Genomic DNA, 18,395 nt, shown 5'->3' on the forward strand with positions numbered 1-18,395 from the left:
AAATCGCTTGTTCGAAGGCGGCTCCACACAGCCGACCGCTACGCCGACAGTTCCTCACGCAACGCGTCCCGCAGCCGGGCCGCCCGCTCGGACACCTCCGCAGGCCCGAGGGCCACCGCCCGGTCGGCCCACCGCTGCCCTTCGGCCAGCTCACCCCGACGCGCGTAGACCAGCGCCAACCGCAACGCCGCCCGTCCATGCCCCGCGTCGGCCGCCCGAGCCCACCACACGGCGGCCTCCGGCTCACTTCCCTCGCGGGCGAGCAGCAGCCCCAGATTGAAGGCCCCGTTACGGGATCCCGCCTCCGCGGCCTCCCGGTACCACCGGGCCGCCTCCACGACATCACCCCGCGCGGCGGCGAGCATGCCCACCCGGACCTGAGCCCGGCGATGCCCCTGGGAGGCCGCCCGCTCGTACCACTCCTCGCACTCGCTCTTCTCCTCGTGCACCGGCTCTCCGAGGGAGTGCGCGGGCACCGGCGGCCGCCGGGCGTCGAGCACGGTCGCCAGCCGGTAAGCGGCCTCCGCGCTGCCACCCCCCGCCGCACACCGAAGGTGCCGCTCGGCCCCGGCCTCGTCCCCGTCCCGCAGTCGGGCGATGCCGACCTGGAGCGCGGCCTCGGTGTGCCCGGCGGCGGCGGCCCGCTCGTACCAGCGCAGGGCGACGGCCTCCTCTCCGCGCCCGGCGAACAGGATGCCGAGGTTGAACGCGGCGTCCACGCTCCCGGCCTCCGCGGCCTTGGAGAACCACGGCTCGGCCCCGGCCGTGTCCCCGCCCTGGAGCAGCAGGATGGCGAGCGCGTTGGCCGCCTCCCGGTGCCCCGCGTACGCGGCCCGCCGGTACCACTGCTCGGCCTGCGCGGTCCGCCCCTGCTCGGCGCAGAGCAGCGCGAGGTTGTACGCGCCGTTGTCGTCGCCGGCGTCCATCGCCGCCCGGTACCAGCGCTCGGCGGTCTGCTGCTCGCCGCGCTCGGCATGCAGGGCGCCCAGCGCGTTGGCCGCGTTGCCGTCCCCGTCCTGGGCGGCGCGCAGCCACCAGACGGCGGCGCTCTCGGTGTCCCCCGCGTCCCGCAGCAGGAACCCGAGCGCGCAGGCGGCCCGCGCCTCGCCGTCCTTGGCGGACGTCAGATACCAGCGCCCGGCCTCCTTGAGCGCGCCGCGCCGCTCCAGGATCGCCCCGAGATGCAGGGCCGCCCGCCGGTGTCCACGCGCGGCGGCCTGCCGGTACCACTGCTCTGCCTCGGCGCCGGCGCCGTGATCGTCCCCCACGTCCCCCTCGGGGCCCAGCCTGCGGTCGAGCGTGCGGGCCAGCCGGTAGGCCGCCTCCCGGTGCCCCCGCTCGGCGGCGATCCGCATCCACTGCTCGGCGCCCGCGTCCCCGCGGTGCTCCAGCAGGTCGGCGAGTGCGTAGGCGCCCAGCGCGTGTCCCTGCTCGGCGGACTGGCGCAGCCAGTACTCGGCGGCGGGCTCGTCGCCCCGTTCACGATGGTGGCGTCCCAGCGCGTGCGCGGCCGCGGCGGACCCGGCGACGGCGGCGATCCGCCACCAGCCGGCGGCGTCGTCGGCGTAGCCGCGCTGGTGCAGCAGCACTCCGAGGTTGTTGGCGGCGGCCCGGTCACCGGCGGCGGTGGCGGCACGCAGATGGGGCTCGGCTCCGTCGAGGTCGCCGCGGCGCAGCAGGAGGGCGCCGAGGACGCTCATCGCCTCGACGTCACCGGCCTGCGCGGCCAGGCGCTGCCGTGCCTCCTCGGCAGCCTCCCCGGTCTCGTCCCGGTCCATGGGCTGCGACAAGTCGCCCGTCGACTCCGAAAAATCGGCAGGCTGCACAAAACGCCCTGTCTCCAACAGAGTTGCCTTGTCCCCCATAACGTCCATCGTCGCACCACCATCAACCTGGGTACACCTGGTATACCGCAGCCATTGAGGTCACTTCAGCGTTTTGTCGACATGCCCACAGAGAGACAAGTCAAACACAGGCACCCCAACTCCCCGAGGCGGCACGGCCGTCGTAGCGGCCGGTACATGCGTTCGCACACCACGAAGGCCCGGATCCTCAAGAGGATCCGGGCCTTCGTTTTCAGTAGCGGGGACAGGATTTGAACCTGCGACCTCTGGGTTATGAGCCCAGCGAGCTACCGAGCTGCTCCACCCCGCGCCGTTGTGTTGCAACCGTACCACGGCGCGGGGGTGGGCATGTGACCAGCGGCTGATCAGCCGCTGGGACTGCTGCTCGGACTACTGCTGGGACTGCTCCTCGGGCTCGGGCTGCTGCTGGGCTTCGCGCTGCTGCCGGTGCCCTTGCCCGCCGCGGACTGCGCGTCCTCGGCACGCTTGAGCGCGTCCTTCAGGTCCTCCTGGGCCCGGCCGTACGCCTCCCAGTCGCCCTTCTTCAGGGCTTCCTGGCCGGCGTCGAAGGCCTTCTGGGCGTCGTCCAGCGCCTGTTGGACCGTCGGGTTGCTGGAGGTCGGCGGCGGCTTGGTCGTGTCCCCGCCGCCGTCGTCCGGTGGCTCGGTGGTCGAACCGTTCGCTCCGAACACCTTGTTGAGGGCCTCGTCGAGGGTGTCCTCGAAGGCGGTGTTGCCTCCGTAGGTCACCAACACCTTCCGCAGCAGCGGGTACTTGAGTCCACCACCGCGTACGTAGACCGGCTCCACGTAGAGCAGTCCGCCGTCGAGCGGCACCGTCAGGAGATTGCCGTACTCCACATTGGAGTCGCCTCTGTTGAGGAGGCTGATGGTCTCGGCGATGTCCTGTTCGGAGTTGAACTGGCTCTGCACCTGTTTGGGCCCGTTGACCGTCGTGTTGGTCGGCAGTTTCAGGATTCTGATCTTGCCGTAGTCACCGGTGCCCGCCTCGGCGTCGACCGACATGAACGCACTGAGGTTGTCCCGGCCGTTGGGCGTGAACGTCGTCGTCAGCGAGAACGCCTGTGCCTTCTGGTCGGGCATCTTCATGCTCAGGTAGTACGGCGGCACCGCGTCGCCCGACTTGTTGGTCGGGTCGTCCGGCACCTGCCACACCTCGCTGCCGCTGAGGAAGGTGTCCGCGTCCTCGACGTGGTAGCGCGCCAGCAGCTCACGCTGGACCTTGAACAGGTCCTGCGGGTACCGCAGATGGGCCATCAGGTCGGTGGAGATGTCCTTCTTCGGCTCCACCGTGCCCGGGAACGCCTTCATCCAGGTCTTGAGGACCGGGTCCTTGGTGTCCCACTGGTAGAGCTTGACCTGGCCGGTGTACGCGTCGACGGTCGCCTTCACCGAGTTGCGGATGTAGTTGACCTGGTTCTGCTGGGCCACCACCGCGCGCTGGTTGTTCGTCGCGGTCAGCGAGTCGGCCGTGGTGTCACCGAGGGTCGTACGCGAGGAGTACGGGTAGCCGTTCGTCGTCGTGTAGGCGTCGACGATCCACTGGATCTTGCCGTTCACCACCGCCGGATAGGCGTCGCCGTCGATGGTCAGCCAGGGGGCGACCGCCTCGACGCGCTGCTTGGGCGTGCGGTTGTACAGGATCCTCGAGCCCTCGCCGATCGCTCCGGAGTAGAGGATCTGCGGCTCGCTGAACGCCACCGCGTACGCGGCCCGGTTGACCGGGTTGGAGAGGTTGACCCCGCTCTTGGCCTTGTAGCTGTAGGTCTTCTCACCGGAGTCGTCGGAGTAGTCGATCTCCTTCTGGGGACCGCCGACGATCGAGTACTCGGTGGTCTTCTCGCCGTAGTAGACGCGCTGCTGGTACGTCCCGAGGTCACCCTGCGAGGGCAGGTTGGACTCGGTGAAGACCGGGCGGCCCTCGGCGTCGGCCTCGGTGCCCTTCGCGGCGACCACGCCGTAACCGTGGGTGTAGCGGAAGTGGTCGTTGATCCAGTTGTTCTTCGGGATGCCGGCGAGGTTCAGCTCACGCAGCCCGATGACCGTGTCCTGATCCTTGCCGTCCTTGCTGTAGCGGTCCACGTCCAGGTTGGTCGGGAACGCGTAGTAGTTCCGCATCTGCTGGAGCTGCTGGAACGTCGGCGAGACCACGTTGGGGTCCACGACCCGGATGCTCGCCGTGGCGTCGACGTCGTCGCGCAGCTTGGTCTTGTCCGTGGTGGTGGACTTGCCGTCGTACTCGGTCACCGAGGCGTCGTCGATGCCGTAGGCCTCACGCGTCGCCTTGAGGTTCTTCTCGACGTACGGCGCTTCCTTGGCCTGCTCGTTCGGCTGGACCTGGAACTTCTGGACGATCGCCGGGTAGAGCCCGCCGATGAGGATCGCCGAGAGCACCATCAGGCCGAAGCCGATCACGGGCAGCTGCCAGGTGCGCCGCCACAGGGTGGCGAAGAACAGCAGCGCGCAGATGACGGCGATGCAGAACAGGATCGTCTTGGCCGGCAGATAGGCGTTCGCGTCGACGTACCTGAGGCCCGTCCAGCTGTCGGTCGCCTTGAAGTCGCTGGACTTGACCGCGAGGCCGTACCGGTCGAGCCAGTACGCGACCGCCTTCAGGGCGACGAAGATGCCGAGCAGCACCGACAGGTGGCCGGTCGCGGCGGCCGTGGCCCGCGCGCCCGGGGAGGTGACCCTGAGACCGCCGTACAGGTAATGGGTGAGCGCGGCGGCGATCACCGAGAGGATCGCGGCGGCGAAGCCGAAGCCGAGCAGGAACCGGTACCAGGGCAGGTCGAAGGTGTAGAAGGAGATGTCGAGGTGGAACTGCGGGTCCTTCTGGCCGAAGGACACGCCGTTGACCCACATCAGCCAGGTCCGCCACTGACTGGAGGCGGAGGCGCCGGCGATCAGGCCCACCAGGGAGACGATCCCGAGCAGCAGCCACTTCTTGTACGGCGCGATGCCCATCCGGTAGCGGTCGAGGTTCTGCTGCTCCATCGACATGGCGCTCAGCGGCGGGCGCAGCCGGTGGGCCAGCCAGATGTTGACACCGACGGCGAGGGCCATCAGCAGACCGAAGACGAAGAACAGCCCGATCTTGGTCCACAGGGTGGTGGTGAACACGGACGAGTAGTTCACCGAGCGGTACCAGAGCCAGTCCGTCCAGAAGCCCGCGAACATGGTGAACGCCATGCCGAGAACGGCAAGGACGCCCAGCGTCATGAGCAGGGTCCTGGCACGCCGGGACGGGCGGCCCACTCTCATCCGCGGCCCTGTCGGGCCTCCGCCGCGGTCCGGCATCTGGAAAGCCAAGGTGCGCACCTCGAAGTTCGCTGTCGATCCGTCAGGCCCTCGTGTTCGCGGGCCCTGGGTGGCCCCCCGTGATCGCGGGCCCACACCTATGCAACTTACTCACCGTTTACTCGGTTCCCGATTCCGGTCACGAACGAGGCAGGATTGTGACCATGTCCAACACCCCCATGGCGGCGAGCCCGCTCACCCGGGCCGTACTCGAGATCGACGAGTACGCCTCCGGCCTCGGCTGGGACCAGCCCGCCCGCCTCTTCGCCCTCGTAGACACCGCCCGGCTGCGAACCCAGGAACCCGCCCTCGCGAGCCAGCTCGGTCTGGAGGAGGCGCGGGAGTCCTCGGCCCTGACCCCCATCGAGCAGGACGAGATTCCCGCGGGCAAGCCGCTCGACGAGTTCCTCGGCACCATCGCCTGGCCCGACGCGGTCGTCGGCTGCGCGCTCACCGTGGAACGCCTGATGCTGCCCCCGTCCGCCGAGGCGTCCGTCCCGCAGGGGCTGAGCGACGCCAAGCTGGCGAAGTGGGTCGCCGAGCACCCGGACCGCCAGGAGGTCCGCATGACGGTCGCGGTCCTGCGCGACGGCACCCGCGACTCGGCCCTGCGCCTGCGCGAGAAGGACTCCCCGACCGAGGTCCTCACCGGCCGCGACCTGGTCCCGGGTCTGGCGGAGGCCCTGTCGGCGACGTTCGCGGACTGAGGTCTTCCAGGTCCCTCAGCTCTTACAGGTCTTCCGGGCCTTTTGGGTCTTCTTCCAGCTCTTCCGTTACGACGACGGGGGCGCCCTCGGTGTGAGGGGCGCCCCCGTCGTCGTACACGCGCGTGCCGGTCAGCCCTTGGCCGTGCACGTGGGCAGGTCGGACGTCCTGCCCTCGCGGAGGTCCTTGAGCGCGCCGAGGGCGTCGTCGATGGTGTTCACCTTGATCAGGGTGAGCCCGCTCGGTGTGTCCTTGGCGGCGGCCGCGCAGTTGTCGGCGGGCGTCAGGAAGTACTGGGCGCCCTTGTCGCGCGCGCCGACCGTCTTCATCTCGATGCCGCCGATCGGGCCGACCTTGCCGTCGTCGTCGATCGTCCCGGTGCCGGCGACGAACTTGCCGCCGGTCAGGCTGCCCGGGGTGAGCTTGTCGTAGATGCCGAGCGCGAACATCAGACCGGCGCTCGGGCCGCCGACGTCGGCGAGCTTGATGTCGACGGTGAACGGGAAGGTGTGGTCGGTCCCGGCGGCGATCCCCACGATGGCGCGCTTCTCGCCCTCGTCGTCGGAGGCCCGGGTGGTGATCGTGACCTTCTCGGTCCTGGTCGCCGTCCTGTGCGCCTTCTCGGCGGCGGCCTGTTCCTTGGCGGGCACGACGGTGAAGACGACGTCCTCACCCGGCTTGTGCTTCGTCACCAGCTTCGCGACATCGTCCGGAGCCTTCACGGCCGTACCGTCGACGGCCTTGATGACGTCACCGGCGTGCAGCCTGCCCTCGGCCGGGGAGTCCTTGACGACGGTCGAGACGATCACCCAGGACTGCACCGGGACGTCCAGTTCCTTCAGGGCGGCGACCTTGGCGCTCTCCTGGGACTGGCTGAACTCCTCGGCGTTCTCCTGGGTCGACTGCTCCTCGGTCTTGCCGTCCGGGTAGAGGGTGTCGTGCGGTACGACCTTGTTGTCGTGCGCGAGCCAGCCGTACACGGCCTCGACGAGGTTCATCTTGTAGTCGGCGCTGGTGACCCGGACGGTGGTCATGTTCAGGTGACCGCTCGTCGGATACGTCTTGCGCCCGGAGATCTGCAGCACCGGCTCGCCGCCGTGGTCCCCGAGGGTGTTCACCGTGGGGCCCGGTGACATCTCGGCGTAGGGCACTTTGATGAAGACTCCCGCGCAGAGAAGCGCGATCAGCATCAGGGTGGAGGCGAGCATCGTCGCGGTGCGGCGTGGCATGGCACGACAGTACGGGACGCTCCTGTCAGACCATCGTCAGGGCGCCGCCGTCACGTGGACGTCAGGTGCCGGAGTGCGACTTCTCCATCGCGGCGCGGAAACGGGCGTATCCGTCGAGCTCGGGGCCGTCGCTGCGGGCCTTCCTGGTCCGGTTGGCCCAACTGCCCCACAGCCCGGCGACGACCCCGGCCAACAACGGAATCAACAACCAGACGAGCGCCCCCATGCCGACCTCCTGACCCCATGCTGAGCAACCGCGGAAAACTGACTGATCAACAGATTAGCCATCCGCACTGACAACGCTCACGCCAGGGGTGCGGTTACGCAACCGGAGAGGTGAAGGAAGGGTTCAGCAGGCGCCGACCCATTCCTCCGTACCGTCGGAAAACGTCTGGTGTTTCCAGATCGGAACCTCGTGCTTGAGATCGTCGATCAGTTTCCGGCAGGCTTCGAAGGCCTCGCCCCGGTGCGGGCAGGAAACGGCGACGACGACGGCGAGGTCCCCGACTCCGAGATCCCCGACGCGATGCACAGCGGCGAGCGCCCGTACCGGGAACTCGGCGACGACCTTCTCGGCGACCCTTCGCATCTCGGCCTCGGCACTGGGGTGGCACGAGTAGCCGAGCTTGTCCACGTCGGCCCCTCCGTCGTGATTTCGCACGGTCCCGACGAACAGGGCGGTCCCCCCGGCCGCGTCGTCCCCGACAGCGCGGAAGACCTCGTCGAGGGAGAGCGGGGTCTCGCGGATGGCGAGGAGCTTGATGGGATCCCGCGCGGCCTGCTCGCCGGGATGGTCGTTGGTGGGTGCCATGCGTCCATCGTGCCGCACGCCGCGATCAACCCGGAATAGAGCTTTCATACAGGCGTACCCGTCGAGTCGCCGGTGCAAGCACCAACCTGGTGGCGCGGGAAGTCCGCGACCAGCCACAACGCACACCCGTAGGCGCCCCACAACCTGATCCGGCACCCCGCTGCGCACTCCGCTCAGATCCGCCGCCGAGCCTTCCGCGCCCGCCGGACGACAGCCGCCGCACCCAGCAACGCGACCGTCGCTCCAGCCGCCCCGGCAGCCGTCGCGTCCTTGCGTCCGAGCCGCCGCCCAGCGACCGTATGCCGCCCGGCGACGTCCTCCAGCAGCTCCGCGAGCACCTCCTCGTTGGTCCACTGCGGCCGCCACCCGGCGTCGTGCAGCCGGCTCCCGCTCACCACCCAGGGGTACATCGTGTACGCGAGATCCCCCGCGGGAGACGGCGTCAGACCGATCCGGTGCAGCCGGGCCGCGGCACCCAGCGCGACGGCCGACGGCAACTCCATCCGGCGGATCCCGCTGAGCTCCTCGATCTCCTCCTGCTCCAGCCACCCGTCACACCCGACGGCGAGTTCCCCGTCGACCTTCTCCAGGACGGCGTGCTCCAGCGCGCTGCACAGGTCCTCGACGTGGCAGAACTGCCAGGCGGGCCGGGATCCGGCCACGACCAGGAGCCGCGGCGACTCGAAGTACCGGGTCAGAGCGGTGTCGGTGCCGCCCCCGACCAGGACGGCGGGCCGCACGACGGTGACATTGAGCCCGGGGTGCGCCCGGGGCGCCCGCCGTGCGAGCCGTTCGATCTCCAGCAGGTCCCCGACACCGGTCGCCTCCGCGGTGGCCCGCAGTTCGGCGTCCTCCGACAGGGGCAGCTCGTTGTCCGGGAGCGCCCCGTAGACCATCGCGGAGGTGCACAGCACGACCCGGTGGATGCCCGCGGCCGCCGCCGCGGTCAGCACGGTCTGCGTCCCTCGAACGTTGTACGCCGTGCGCGCCGCCGGGTCGGTCTCCAGGTCGAGGTCGAGCGCCAGATGCACCACGACATCGGCCCCGCGCAACTTCTCCGCGATGGCCGGATCCCGTACGTCCAGGATGTGCCACTGCGCCGCGGCGCACTCGCCACGCCGCTCGTCGAGCGCGATGACCTGCTTGATCTCCTCCGAGGCGGCGAGCCGCTCGGTGAGCATCGCTCCGATGCCGGACGCGGCGCCGGTGACCGCGACGACTGGCCCGCGCGTGGCGGGATTGGTTGACTGGTTTCGCGCTGCGCGAACCTGCGGATCAGGGGAACTCACCGGGCGTCTCCAGCGGTTGTCTTCAGTAGGAACGCGAGTGACGCGTACGTACCAGGTGGCATCCATCCTGCCGCAGGCGGACAGTCGGCGGAGCACCGAGGCCCTAACGGCCGTCGGTGTCTACGCTGGGGGGTGTTATCGGGCAGCCGCGCCGCCGGAGGCAACCGGTGGCCTTACCAGCCGAGGAATCCCGTGAGTGACACCCCATTCGGATTCGGCCTTCCGCCGGAGGAGCCGGACGACGGCGACGAGGGCAAGAAGAAGGACCAGGAGAGCGGTGGTGGTCAGGGACCGGCCAACCCGTTCGGTTTCGGCGGTCTGCCCGGAGCCGGAGGCTTTGGCGGCCCCGGTGCGGACAATCCGCTCGCAGCCATGTTCGGTTCGTTGAACCCCACCGACCTGGGCGCCGCCTTCCAGCAGCTGGGCCAGATGCTCTCGTACGAGGGCGGCCCGGTGAACTGGGACATGGCCAAGCAGATCGCCCGCCAGACGGTCTCCCAGGGCACCTCGGACGGCACCAAGGACGCGAGCATCGGCCCCGCCGAGCGCACCGCGGTCGAGGAGGCCGTACGCCTGGCCGACCTGTGGCTCGACGACGCGACGTCACTGCCGTCCGGCGCGGGCTCCGCCGTGGCCTGGTCCCGCGCGGAGTGGGTCGAGGCGACCCTGCCCGCATGGAAGGAACTCGTCGACCCGGTCGCCGAGCGGGTCGGCACCGCCATGGGCGACGTCCTGCCGGAGGAGATGCAGGCCATGGCCGGCCCGCTGATCGGCATGATGCGCTCGATGGGCGGCGCCATGTTCGGCACCCAGATCGGGCAGGCCGTCGGCGTGCTCGCGGGCGAGGTCGTCGGCTCCACCGACATCGGCCTGCCGCTGGGCCCGGCCGGCAAGGCCGCGCTGCTGCCGGCGAACATCGAGGCCTTCGGCAAGGATCTGGGCGTGCCGGCGGACGAGGTGCGGCTGTATCTCGCCCTGCGCGAGGCCGCCCACCAGCGCCTCTTCGCGCACGTGCCGTGGCTGCGCTCGCACCTGTACGGCGCTGTCGACGGGTACGCGCGCGGGATCAAGGTCGACACCGCCAAGCTGGAGGACGTGGTCGGCCAGTTCGACCCGCAGAACCCCGAGCAGCTCCAGGACGCCCTCCAGCAGGGCATGTTCCAGCCGGAGGACACCCCGGAGCAGAAGGCGGCCCTGGCCCGTCTGGAGACGGCTCTGGCGCTCGTGGAGGGCTGGGTGGACGCGGTGGTCCACGCGGCCGCGAAGCCGCGTCTGTCGTCCGCCGACGCGCTGCGCGAGACCCTGCGCCGCCGGCGTGCCTCGGGCGGTCCGGCCGAGCAGACCTTCGCCACTCTGATCGGCCTGGAACTGCGCCCGCGCCGGCTGCGGGACGCGTCCCGTCTGTGGGCCTCGCTCACGGACGCGCGCGGTGTCGACGGCCGGGACGGACTGTGGGCCCACCCGGACATGCTGCCGACCGCGTCCGACCTGGACGACCCGGACGGCTTCGTGCACCGCGAGCAGCTGGACTTCTCCGAGCTGGACAAGATGCTCGGCGAGGCGGCTCAGAAGCCCGACCTCAAGAAGAAGGACGACTCCGAGGGCGGCGACGACACCGAGTGAGCCTGTACGACGACGCGGTCCTCGTGCTGAAGAGCCACGAGGGCCAGGACGAGTTGCGCCAGGCGTACCTCGATCACCTCGCCGCACACCCGGACGGCGTGTGGAAGGCGTGCCACGCGGGCCATGTCACCGCCAGCGCGCTGGTGATCGACCCCGAGCGCGGCCGGGTACTGCTGACCCTCCACAAGAAGCTGCGCATGTGGCTCCAGATGGGCGGTCACTGCGAGCCGGCCGACACCTCCCTGGAGGCGGCGGCCCTGCGCGAGGCGACGGAGGAGTCCGGCATCCGGGGTCTGACGCTGCTGCCTGGCGGCCCGGTGCGCCTGGACCGGCATCCGATCCCGCCGCCGTGCCACTGCCACTTCGACGTCCAGTACGCGGCGCTCGCACCGTCCGGGGCCGTCGAGGCGATCAGCGACGAGTCGCTGGACGTCCGGTGGTTCGCCTACGACGAGGTGGCGGATGTGGCCGACGACTCCGTCGTACGGCTGCTGGAAGCGACGCGCGCGAGGCTTTGAGCGCACAGGTGAGGCTTTGACCGCGCGGGTGAGGCTTTGAGCGCGCAAGTAAGGGGCGCCCGGCAATGGCGGGCGCCCCTTACGCATGCCTAGCTGTTGCTGCCCCCGAGGGAGTTGCCGCGCATGCCGAACTGACTGAGCACTCCGCCGTTGCGCATGCCCTGGGGCGGCAGCAGCTCACTGGGCTGGACCAAGACGTGCCCGGTGCCGCCGAAGTGCATCTCCCAGCCCTCACCGGTGGTGCCCCGGCGGCGCCACACGCCGGAGGTGGACGTGGGCGCCTGGAGCTGGGTGCGCAGGGACGTGGACCAGGCGATGACGGCGTCGGAGTCGACGCAGACGTTCTTGTCCGGTCCCACCTCAAGGACCAGCGGCTCGCCGGAGGTCATCAGGACGACCTGCCCGGAGCCGGACAGCTCCAGGTTGTAGGCCCCCGCGGCCGCCACCTCGACGGCACTGTCCACGGCGACGATGCCGACGCCGAGGGAGCCGTCGAAGGCCAGCACGTAGGAGCTGTCGACCGTGATGCCGGAGCCGACCTCCATGATGTGCAGGTGCTGGGCCAGGTTGGCCAGGTAGACGATGCCGTTGCCCTTGCAGCGCATGAGGTCGAGGCCCTCGCCGGTCATCCGCTCGACGTTGCGCCAGCTGCGGTTGCGGTACTGGCTGTCGAACTCGACCTGGCCCTCGAAGGCCACCATGGCGCCCTGCCGGGCCAGGATCGGGCTGCTGCCCTGGGTGACGTCGGTCTTCAGGAGCTGCGGGTTCTGCAGGGTGTAGCGCCCGGTCGACTCGACCGGGACGTGTTGGAAGAGTGTGCTGTGCATGGTGCCTGGTGCTCCCCTCAGCCCCGGATCTTGAATCGGTCGCCGGTGTCCTCGCTCGGCTGGACGACGACGAAGCCCTGTCCCTTGAAGCCGATCTGGAAGGCCTCGCCGCTGCCGCGGCCGATGAGGGCGCTCGCCTTGATGGTGCGGCGGGCCTTCATCTCCAGGCCGGTCGTCCACGCGACGAGCGCGTCCGGGTCGACGTACGTCTCGCGTTCGGCGCAGTCCAGGGCCATCGGGATGCCCCGGCTGACCAGGGCGACCCAGCCGGTGCCCTTGATGACGAGGTTGGTCAGGCCGGAGCCGGAGAGCTTCGCGAGTCCCTTGACCGGTTCGATGGCCAGTTCCAGCGAGGCGTCGCAGGCCAGCAGGGTTGCGCCGTTCACGGACAGCGCCTCGCCGCCCAGGTGCAGGACGAGGATGTCGCCGCCGTAGTCGGCCAGGTAGAGGTCGCCGTCGCCGCGGGCCAGCATCAGCTTGCCGCCCTCACCGGAGACCATCTCCTCCGCCGAGCGGCGCAGGCTCGCGGGCGCCCCGTCGAACTGCACATAGCCGTCGTACGCGATCATCGAGCCGGCCTTGGCGATCAGGTCGTGACCGGTGGCCATGGTGACCTTGAGCGTCTTTGAGCTGTGCACACTCATGCGGACGCCGGTCGCGGCGGCGCGGTGCGCACTCAGAGTCTGGGTGTCCATGGCCTCACACCTCGAAGGGCTGTACGACGACGAAGTTGCCGGGGGCGCCGCGGAACTGGAGGTTCACGGCCTCAGTGGTCTGCCGGGCGTACCCGGAGCGGCGCAGCCTGAGCGAGGTCGTGGTGACCGCCTGGGCACCGGCGGACCAGGCGATGACGGCGTTGCCGTCGACGTAGGTGGCCGGGCCGACGGGGAGGACGACGGGCACGCCGCGTGTCTTGACGACCACCGCTCCGGTGCCGGAGAAGAGCATGCTGAAGAAGCCTCCGCCGGGCAGTCCCGCGCCCTCGATGCGGCGGACCTCGGTGTCCAGGGACTCGTCGAAGGCGAGCACTCCCTGGGCGCTGGTGTAGAGCTGCTCGCCCTGGAGGCGGATGACGAAGACCCGGCTGGCCTCGTCGGCGAGGAACACCTCGCCGTTGCCGGTACAGCGCATCAGGGACATGCCCTGGCCGGTGAGCGCCCCGGTGAGCTTGCCGAGCAGGCCCGAGCCCTTGTGGGCGAAGTCGATGTCGCCCTGGTAGGCGACCATGCTGCCCTGTTTGGCGAGGATCGGGGCGTCCTTGGTGAGGGTGGCCCGCACCAGGTTCTGGTTCTGCTCGGTCCAGCGGTCGCCGACGGGGGCTTCCGCGTACTTCGTCAGCACGACCCGGACGTTGGCCTCGGGCGGCACGGGGGCGAGCTGGGTGCCGCCTCCGAAGGGCTGCGCCTGACCGGGGAAGGCCCCGGGAGCACCGGGGGGCGCGAACTGACCCGCGACGGCACCCGGGGGCGTGAACTGACCCGCGGGTGCGCCGGGGGGCGCGTACTGACCCGCCGGAGGTGCGCCGGGTGGCGAGAACGTCTGCCCCGGAGGAGTGAACGTCTGCGGACTCGTCGGCGCGGCGGGCGCGGCCGGGGCCCCCGCGATCGTCGGAGCGGTGTGGACGGACGGGGCTGGTGCGGGAGCTGGCGCGCCGAACGAAGGGGCCGGTGCGGGCGCGGGCGACGCGGGGGCCTGCGGCGGCGGGGCGAAGGCCGGCGCCTGGGACTGGGCCGGGACGGCGGGCTGCTGGGGCGCGGACTCGGGCTCCTCCTCGGCGACCTCGCCGCCGAAGTTCTTCAGCAGTGCGTCCAGACCGCCGTCGAATCCCTGGCCGACCGCGGCGAACCGCCAGACGTCCTTCAGATACAGGTCGCCCACCATCACGGCACGCTCGGTGGAGAACTCGCCGCCGTCGAACGAGTACCGGGCCACTTCCTCGCCACCGGCGACGATGCGGAGGTAGCCGGGGGCGATCTGCGACATCTGGCCGTCGCCGTCGATCGTCGCCGTGAACGACAGCTTCTGGATCTGCGACGGAATCCGGTCGAGCGTGACCCGGAACGACTCCGTGTCGCCCGACTGCGCGCCCAGGAGCTGGACGGAGTCCTCGGGGGACTTCGGCTGGTTGAAGAAGATGAAGTACCGGTCGTCCGAGAGCCGTTCGTCGGCGTCGAGTCCGAAGCAGCTGATGTCGAAGGTCAGTCCGGGGCCGGAGATCTGTACGCCTACGTACAGGTCCGTGCCCGCGGTCAGGTCACTGATCTTGGCCTTGTGGCCGCGTTGGAATTCCCTGGCCATGCGTAACGACCGTCCCCCATCCCGATGCGAGTGCGTCGCGACAGGCTAACGGCAAACTCGGACACCGGCTCAGGTCGGTACAGATCCGGTACAAAAACCCGTTCGGGTCGTCGGTCACTCTCCGCGGACGCCCGGGAGGTGCGGCAACCGGTCCGCGGCGACCACCCCTTCGAGATAGCCCTTCGCCCGTTCGGTGCGCGGATAGGCCTCCAGCAGCCGCCAGAAACGGGGCCCGTGTCCGGGCACGAGCAGATGCGCGAGCTCATGAAGCAGGACGTAGTCGACGACGTACTCCGGCATGCCCTGGAGTCGGTGCGAGAGCCGGATGCTGCCCTCCGAGGGGGTGCACGAACCCCAGCGGGTGTTCTGGTTGGTGACCCAGCGGACCGAGGTGGGCCGCGCCCGGCCCTCGAAGTACTGGGCCGACAGCCGCTGCGCGCGCTCGGAGAGTTCGGTGTCGCCGAGGACCCGTTTGCTCTCCTGGGCGGCCAGCTTGTCGAGCATGACGCGCACCCAGCGCTGCTCCTCCGCCTCGGACATCCGGGCAGGGATGAGCACGACGGTGCGATCGCCCTCGCGGTACGCGGAGACCGTCCGGCGTCGACGGCTGCTCCTGCGCACCTCGATCGCGCTCGCCCCCGAGCCGCTCGGCGGCTGGCTCGTCGTGCTGCGCTGTGGCGTTCCGGCGCTGTGCAGTGGGTCGGCGGGCACGCCCCGACGTTACCCTCTGCACACGGAGGAAGTCCCGACTCCGGGACGGTTCGGTTCCGATCGCCCGCCATGCGTCTGATTTGTACGACGAATGGCCCCCACCTGTGGACAACTTTCGGCAGAGGCCCCTCGGGTCCGGGCATGCTGGCATCGCCGCCGCAGCCGCGACCGACCGTCGCCCGGACTCCGGCGGCGGACGGGGACGTTCTACGAGGGCTACGGGGGCCTGTCATGCAAGCAGTGGTTCCGCTCGAGCAAACAATGGTTCCGCAGATGAAACCCGCGTTCCGGCGCGGCTGGCGTGATCTCAACACCGTGCAGTTCGGGATGACCCCGGCGCACGCGCTGACGCTGGGCCCGATCGACACGGTGACGGGCAGCTTCCTCGACCTTCTCAACGGGACGCGCGGTCTCGCGCTGCTGCGGGAGGAGGGACGCCGTATGGATCTGCCCGACGGCCATGTCGACACGCTGGTGACACGGCTGGCACGGGCCGGGCTCCTCGACGACGCGAGGGGCGGCGGGCCGGCCGCGGACGCGCTGCGGGAGAAGAAGGAGGTCCTCGACCGGCTGGCACCCGACCTGGCGTCCCTCTCGCTGACCACGTCGGAGCCGGGTGAGGCGATGGGGCTCCTGGCCTCCCGTCGCTCACTGCGGGTGCAGGTCAGGGGTGCCGGCCGGGTGGGCGTGGCGCTGGCCGCGCTGCTCTCGGGGGCCGGCGTCGGAGAGGTCGACGTGCGGGACTGCGGCCGGGTCGAGCCGGGGGACGTCGCCCCGGGCGGGCTCCCCGCCGCCTCCGTCGGCGACCGCAGGGACACCGCCGCACGCCGGGCGGTGTCCGCGGCGGCTCCCGGACGCCCGCCGCGCCACGGCTCCCGGACCTCGGTGGAGTCGGACGACCCCGGGTTCTCCCTGGTCGTCCTCGCCCCGCGGGACGACGTCGACGTGCACGCGCCCGCCCCGGCCGCCGGCGAGCCCTTCGTCCGGTCCGGCACACCTCATCTGTACGCCGGTGTGGTCGAGGCGACGGGAGTGGTCGGCCCGCTTGTCCTGCCGGGCGAGACGGGCTGCGCGGGCTGTCTGCACGAGACACGCACCGACCGCGACCAGGCCTGGCCCCGACTGGTGGCCCAGTGGCGTTCGGGCAGCAGACGGCTTCCGGCGCACCCCTGTGACCTGGCACTGGCCACGACGGTCGCCGGCCTCGCGGCCGCGCACGCGCTCGCTTTCCTGGACGGCCGGATCCCGTCGAGCGCGGGCGCCCGCTGGGAGGTCTCGCTGCCCGGTCTGACCTGGCACGCGCGGCCGTTCGTGCCGCATCCCGCATGCCCGTGCGGGGCCGCGGAGAAAGGTAAGGGAGAACACACCTCCAAGGAGGAGGCTGCGCACGAGACAATGACGGAGCATCGGTCGTCGGAGGAGTTGTGCCGTAAGGCAACCGCGCCACGGCCTGCTGGCACCTGGAGGGCGCATGTCTGATCTTCCCCGGAAGGCGGTCACCCGGACCGCCAAGCTCGCCGCGCTCCCGCTCGGCTTCGCCGGGCGGGCCACCTGGGGACTCGGCAAGCGGATCGTGGGCGAGTCCGCGGAGATCGTGGGCCGCGAGCTGCAACAGCGCACCGCGGACCAGTTGTTCAAGGTGCTCGGGGAGCTCAAGGGCGGGGCCATGAAGTTCGGCCAGGCCCTGTCCGTCTTCGAGTCGGCGCTCCCCGAGGAGGTGGCCGGCCCCTACCGCGCGGCCCTGACGAAGCTCCAGGAGGCGGCGCCTCCGATGCCGACCCGCACCGTGCACGCGGTGCTCGAGGAGCGGCTGGGCGAGGACTGGCAGGAGCTGTTCGCCGAATTCGACGACAAGCCCTCCGCGGCGGCGTCCATCGGCCAGGTGCACCGGGCCGTATGGCACGACGGGCGCGAGGTGGCGGTCAAGGTCCAGTACCCGGGGGCCGGCGAGGCCCTGCTGTCCGACCTGACCCAACTGGGCCGCTTCGCCCGCCTGCTGGGGCCCCTGATTCCCGGCATCGACATCAAGCCCCTCATCGCCGAGCTGCGCGACCGGGTCTCGGAGGAGCTCGACTACGAGCTGGAGGCGCAGGCCCAGCAGACCCATGCCGAGGAGTTCGCGGACGATGCGGACGTCGTGGTTCCGGCCGTCGTCCACCAGAGCGAACAGGTTTTGATCACGGAGTGGATCGAGGGTGTCCCCCTGTCGGAGGTGATCTCCGACGGCACCGAGGAGCAGCGCGACCGCGCCGGGCAGCTCCTGGCCCGGTTCCTCTTCTCCGGCCCCGCTCGCACCGGCCTGTTGCACGCCGACCCGCACCCGGGCAACTTCCGGCTCCTGCCCGGTGGTCCGGACGGCGAGGAGGACTGGCGCCTGGGCGTCCTGGACTTCGGCACGGTCGACCGGCTCGCGGGCGGTCTGCCGGACACCATCGGCACCTGCCTGCGGATGACGCTGGACGGTGAGGCGGAGGCGGTCTACGAACTGCTCTGCGCGGAGGGCTTCGTCAAGGAGTCCATAGAGCTGGACCCGGACGCGGTCCTCGACTACCTGCTGCCGATCATCGAACCCGCCGAGGTCGACGAGTTCACCTTCAGCCGCGGCTGGATGCGCAGTCAGGCCGCCCGGATCGCCGACCCTCGCTCCCCTGCCCACCAACTGGGCAAACAGCTCAACCTGCCCCCGGCCTACCTCCTGATACACCGGGTCACCCTGAGCACCATCGGTGTCCTGTGCCAGCTGGGCGCGACGGTCCGGCTGCGTGAGGAACTGGAGGAGTGGCTGCCGGGGTTCGTGGCGGAGGATGAAGGGGACGAGGAGGAGGCGGCCGCGGAGGCGTGAGGCGGGTCGGCCTACCACCAGGCCGAGTCGAGCCGTCCCTCGATGGCCCTGAGGTTCTCCCGGGCGCAGGTGTCGCAGAAGTACTGGCGGGCGCCGTTCTCCACGGAGCAGGTCCAGGTGGGCGGTGAGCCCTCGGCCCGCGTGCCGCAGCGGGCGCACACAAGCAGCCCCGCCTCGCCGTCGCCCTCGTCCCCGGGAAGACTCCTCACGCGCCGACGATAGCGCCGGATCCCTCGGTTCGGCGCACACAACGCACCGCGGGGGTCGGTCCGTTCGAACGGATGATGCCCAGGACAAGCGGTTCGTCAGCCATTGATCTCGGTTCCTCGGTCGGATGTCGGTCCTGCGGCGGAGCCGCTGTCGGATGCCGTGGTCAGT

Annotated in this window: 16 protein-coding genes and 1 tRNA gene; 5 read left to right on the forward strand and 12 right to left on the reverse strand. The window is 70.5% G+C overall.

The genetic code is table 11. The features are described 5' to 3' along the window. Window positions 1-38: 38 nt before the first annotated feature. From ABZT02_RS44060 to ABZT02_RS44070, 3 genes are all read right to left on the reverse strand, one after another. Window positions 39-1,874: a sel1 repeat family protein gene (locus ABZT02_RS44060; protein ID WP_356028666.1), complete on the reverse strand. Its 1,836-nt coding sequence runs from the start codon at window positions 1,872-1,874 to the stop codon at window positions 39-41. A 206-nt stretch (window positions 1,875-2,080) separates the two neighbouring features. Continuing rightward, window positions 2,081-2,154: transfer RNA gene (locus tag ABZT02_RS44065), tRNA-Met, on the reverse strand. A 55-nt stretch (window positions 2,155-2,209) separates the two neighbouring features. Further along, a complete protein-coding gene (locus ABZT02_RS44070; RefSeq protein WP_356028708.1) occupies window positions 2,210-5,164 on the reverse strand; it encodes a UPF0182 family protein in 2,955 nt (984 codons plus the stop codon). Between the two features lie 164 nt (window positions 5,165-5,328). On the opposite strand from ABZT02_RS44070, the gene ABZT02_RS44075 reads away from it, so the two are divergent. Then, window positions 5,329-5,871, forward strand: a complete 543-nt coding sequence (locus tag ABZT02_RS44075) for a PPA1309 family protein (RefSeq protein WP_356028669.1) — start codon at window positions 5,329-5,331, stop codon at window positions 5,869-5,871. Between the two features lie 129 nt (window positions 5,872-6,000). On the opposite strand, the gene ABZT02_RS44080 is transcribed toward ABZT02_RS44075, so the two are convergent. From ABZT02_RS44080 to ABZT02_RS44095, 4 genes are all read right to left on the reverse strand, one after another. Further along, a complete protein-coding gene (locus ABZT02_RS44080; protein WP_356028671.1) occupies window positions 6,001-7,098 on the reverse strand; it encodes a PDZ domain-containing protein in 1,098 nt (365 codons plus the stop codon). 61 nt (window positions 7,099-7,159) lie between these two features. Next, complete coding sequence (locus ABZT02_RS44085; RefSeq protein ID WP_356028674.1) at window positions 7,160-7,324, reverse strand: hypothetical protein; 165 nt, start codon at window positions 7,322-7,324, stop codon at window positions 7,160-7,162. 123 nt (window positions 7,325-7,447) lie between these two features. Next, window positions 7,448-7,909, reverse strand: a complete 462-nt coding sequence (locus ABZT02_RS44090) for a molybdenum cofactor biosynthesis protein MoaE (RefSeq protein WP_356028676.1) — start codon at window positions 7,907-7,909, stop codon at window positions 7,448-7,450. A 173-nt stretch (window positions 7,910-8,082) separates the two neighbouring features. Further along, window positions 8,083-9,198 (reverse strand): SDR family oxidoreductase, encoded by a 1,116-nt coding sequence (locus ABZT02_RS44095; RefSeq protein WP_356028679.1) that lies wholly within the window; start codon window positions 9,196-9,198, stop codon window positions 8,083-8,085. A 192-nt stretch (window positions 9,199-9,390) separates the two neighbouring features. Here ABZT02_RS44095 and ABZT02_RS44100 point away from each other — a divergent pair, with 192 nt between their 5' ends. Next, complete coding sequence (locus tag ABZT02_RS44100) at window positions 9,391-10,821, forward strand: zinc-dependent metalloprotease (RefSeq protein ID WP_356028681.1); 1,431 nt, start codon at window positions 9,391-9,393, stop codon at window positions 10,819-10,821. After that, entirely contained in the window at window positions 10,818-11,339 is a 522-nt protein-coding gene (locus tag ABZT02_RS44105; RefSeq protein ID WP_356028683.1) for an NUDIX hydrolase, read from the forward strand. Before ABZT02_RS44100 ends, ABZT02_RS44105 begins: the two co-directional genes overlap by 4 nt. 89 nt (window positions 11,340-11,428) lie before the next feature. Here ABZT02_RS44105 and ABZT02_RS44110 read toward each other — a convergent pair whose 3' ends face one another. From ABZT02_RS44110 to ABZT02_RS44125, 4 genes are all read right to left on the reverse strand, one after another. Beyond that, a complete protein-coding gene (locus ABZT02_RS44110; RefSeq protein ID WP_356028686.1) occupies window positions 11,429-12,166 on the reverse strand; it encodes an AIM24 family protein in 738 nt (245 codons plus the stop codon). Between the two features lie 17 nt (window positions 12,167-12,183). Continuing rightward, window positions 12,184-12,861 carry an AIM24 family protein gene (locus tag ABZT02_RS44115; protein ID WP_356028688.1) on the reverse strand — a complete coding sequence of 226 codons (678 nt, stop codon included), beginning with the start codon at window positions 12,859-12,861 and terminating at the stop codon, window positions 12,184-12,186. A gap of 4 nt (window positions 12,862-12,865) precedes the next feature. Further along, a complete protein-coding gene (locus tag ABZT02_RS44120; protein WP_356028691.1) occupies window positions 12,866-14,464 on the reverse strand; it encodes a TerD family protein in 1,599 nt (532 codons plus the stop codon). Between the two features lie 114 nt (window positions 14,465-14,578). Then, window positions 14,579-15,175 (reverse strand): M48 family metallopeptidase, encoded by a 597-nt coding sequence (locus tag ABZT02_RS44125; protein ID WP_356028693.1) that lies wholly within the window; start codon window positions 15,173-15,175, stop codon window positions 14,579-14,581. Window positions 15,176-15,436: 261 nt separating this feature from the next. Between ABZT02_RS44125 and ABZT02_RS44130 the strand changes: the two genes are divergently transcribed. Further along, a complete protein-coding gene (locus tag ABZT02_RS44130) occupies window positions 15,437-16,654 on the forward strand; it encodes a TOMM precursor leader peptide-binding protein (protein WP_356028696.1) in 1,218 nt (405 codons plus the stop codon). Then, window positions 16,647-18,017 (forward strand): AarF/ABC1/UbiB kinase family protein, encoded by a 1,371-nt coding sequence (locus ABZT02_RS44135; protein ID WP_356028699.1) that lies wholly within the window; start codon window positions 16,647-16,649, stop codon window positions 18,015-18,017. The genes ABZT02_RS44130 and ABZT02_RS44135 overlap by 8 nt, the downstream gene beginning before the upstream one ends. Before the next feature lie 11 nt (window positions 18,018-18,028). On the opposite strand, the gene ABZT02_RS44140 is transcribed toward ABZT02_RS44135, so the two are convergent. After that, window positions 18,029-18,226 carry a hypothetical protein gene (locus tag ABZT02_RS44140; protein WP_356028701.1) on the reverse strand — a complete coding sequence of 66 codons (198 nt, stop codon included), beginning with the start codon at window positions 18,224-18,226 and terminating at the stop codon, window positions 18,029-18,031. Between the last annotated feature and the right edge of the window lie 169 nt (window positions 18,227-18,395).

Source organism: Streptomyces sp. NPDC005402, assembly GCF_040606575.1.
Taxonomy (GTDB): Bacteria; Actinomycetota; Actinomycetes; order Streptomycetales; family Streptomycetaceae; genus Streptomyces.

Bases quoted from the DNA above. Each gene is read 5' to 3' on its own strand.
- ABZT02_RS44060 (WP_356028666.1), bottom strand. From the start codon at position 1,874: ATGGACGTTATGGGGGACAAGGCAACTCTGTTGGAGACAGGGCGTTTT.
- ABZT02_RS44070 (WP_356028708.1), bottom strand. From the start codon at position 5,164: ATGCCGGACCGCGGCGGAGGCCCGACAGGGCCGCGGATGAGAGTGGGC.
- ABZT02_RS44075 (WP_356028669.1), top strand. From the start codon at position 5,329: ATGTCCAACACCCCCATGGCGGCGAGCCCGCTCACCCGGGCCGTACTC.
- ABZT02_RS44080 (WP_356028671.1), bottom strand. From the start codon at position 7,098: ATGCCACGCCGCACCGCGACGATGCTCGCCTCCACCCTGATGCTGATC.
- ABZT02_RS44085 (WP_356028674.1), bottom strand. From the start codon at position 7,324: ATGGGGGCGCTCGTCTGGTTGTTGATTCCGTTGTTGGCCGGGGTCGTC.
- ABZT02_RS44090 (WP_356028676.1), bottom strand. From the start codon at position 7,909: ATGGCACCCACCAACGACCATCCCGGCGAGCAGGCCGCGCGGGATCCC.
- ABZT02_RS44110 (WP_356028686.1), bottom strand. From the start codon at position 12,166: ATGCACAGCACACTCTTCCAACACGTCCCGGTCGAGTCGACCGGGCGC.
- ABZT02_RS44115 (WP_356028688.1), bottom strand. From the start codon at position 12,861: ATGGACACCCAGACTCTGAGTGCGCACCGCGCCGCCGCGACCGGCGTC.
- ABZT02_RS44120 (WP_356028691.1), bottom strand. From the start codon at position 14,464: ATGGCCAGGGAATTCCAACGCGGCCACAAGGCCAAGATCAGTGACCTG.
- ABZT02_RS44130 (WP_356028696.1), top strand. From the start codon at position 15,437: ATGGTTCCGCAGATGAAACCCGCGTTCCGGCGCGGCTGGCGTGATCTC.
- ABZT02_RS44135 (WP_356028699.1), top strand. From the start codon at position 16,647: ATGTCTGATCTTCCCCGGAAGGCGGTCACCCGGACCGCCAAGCTCGCC.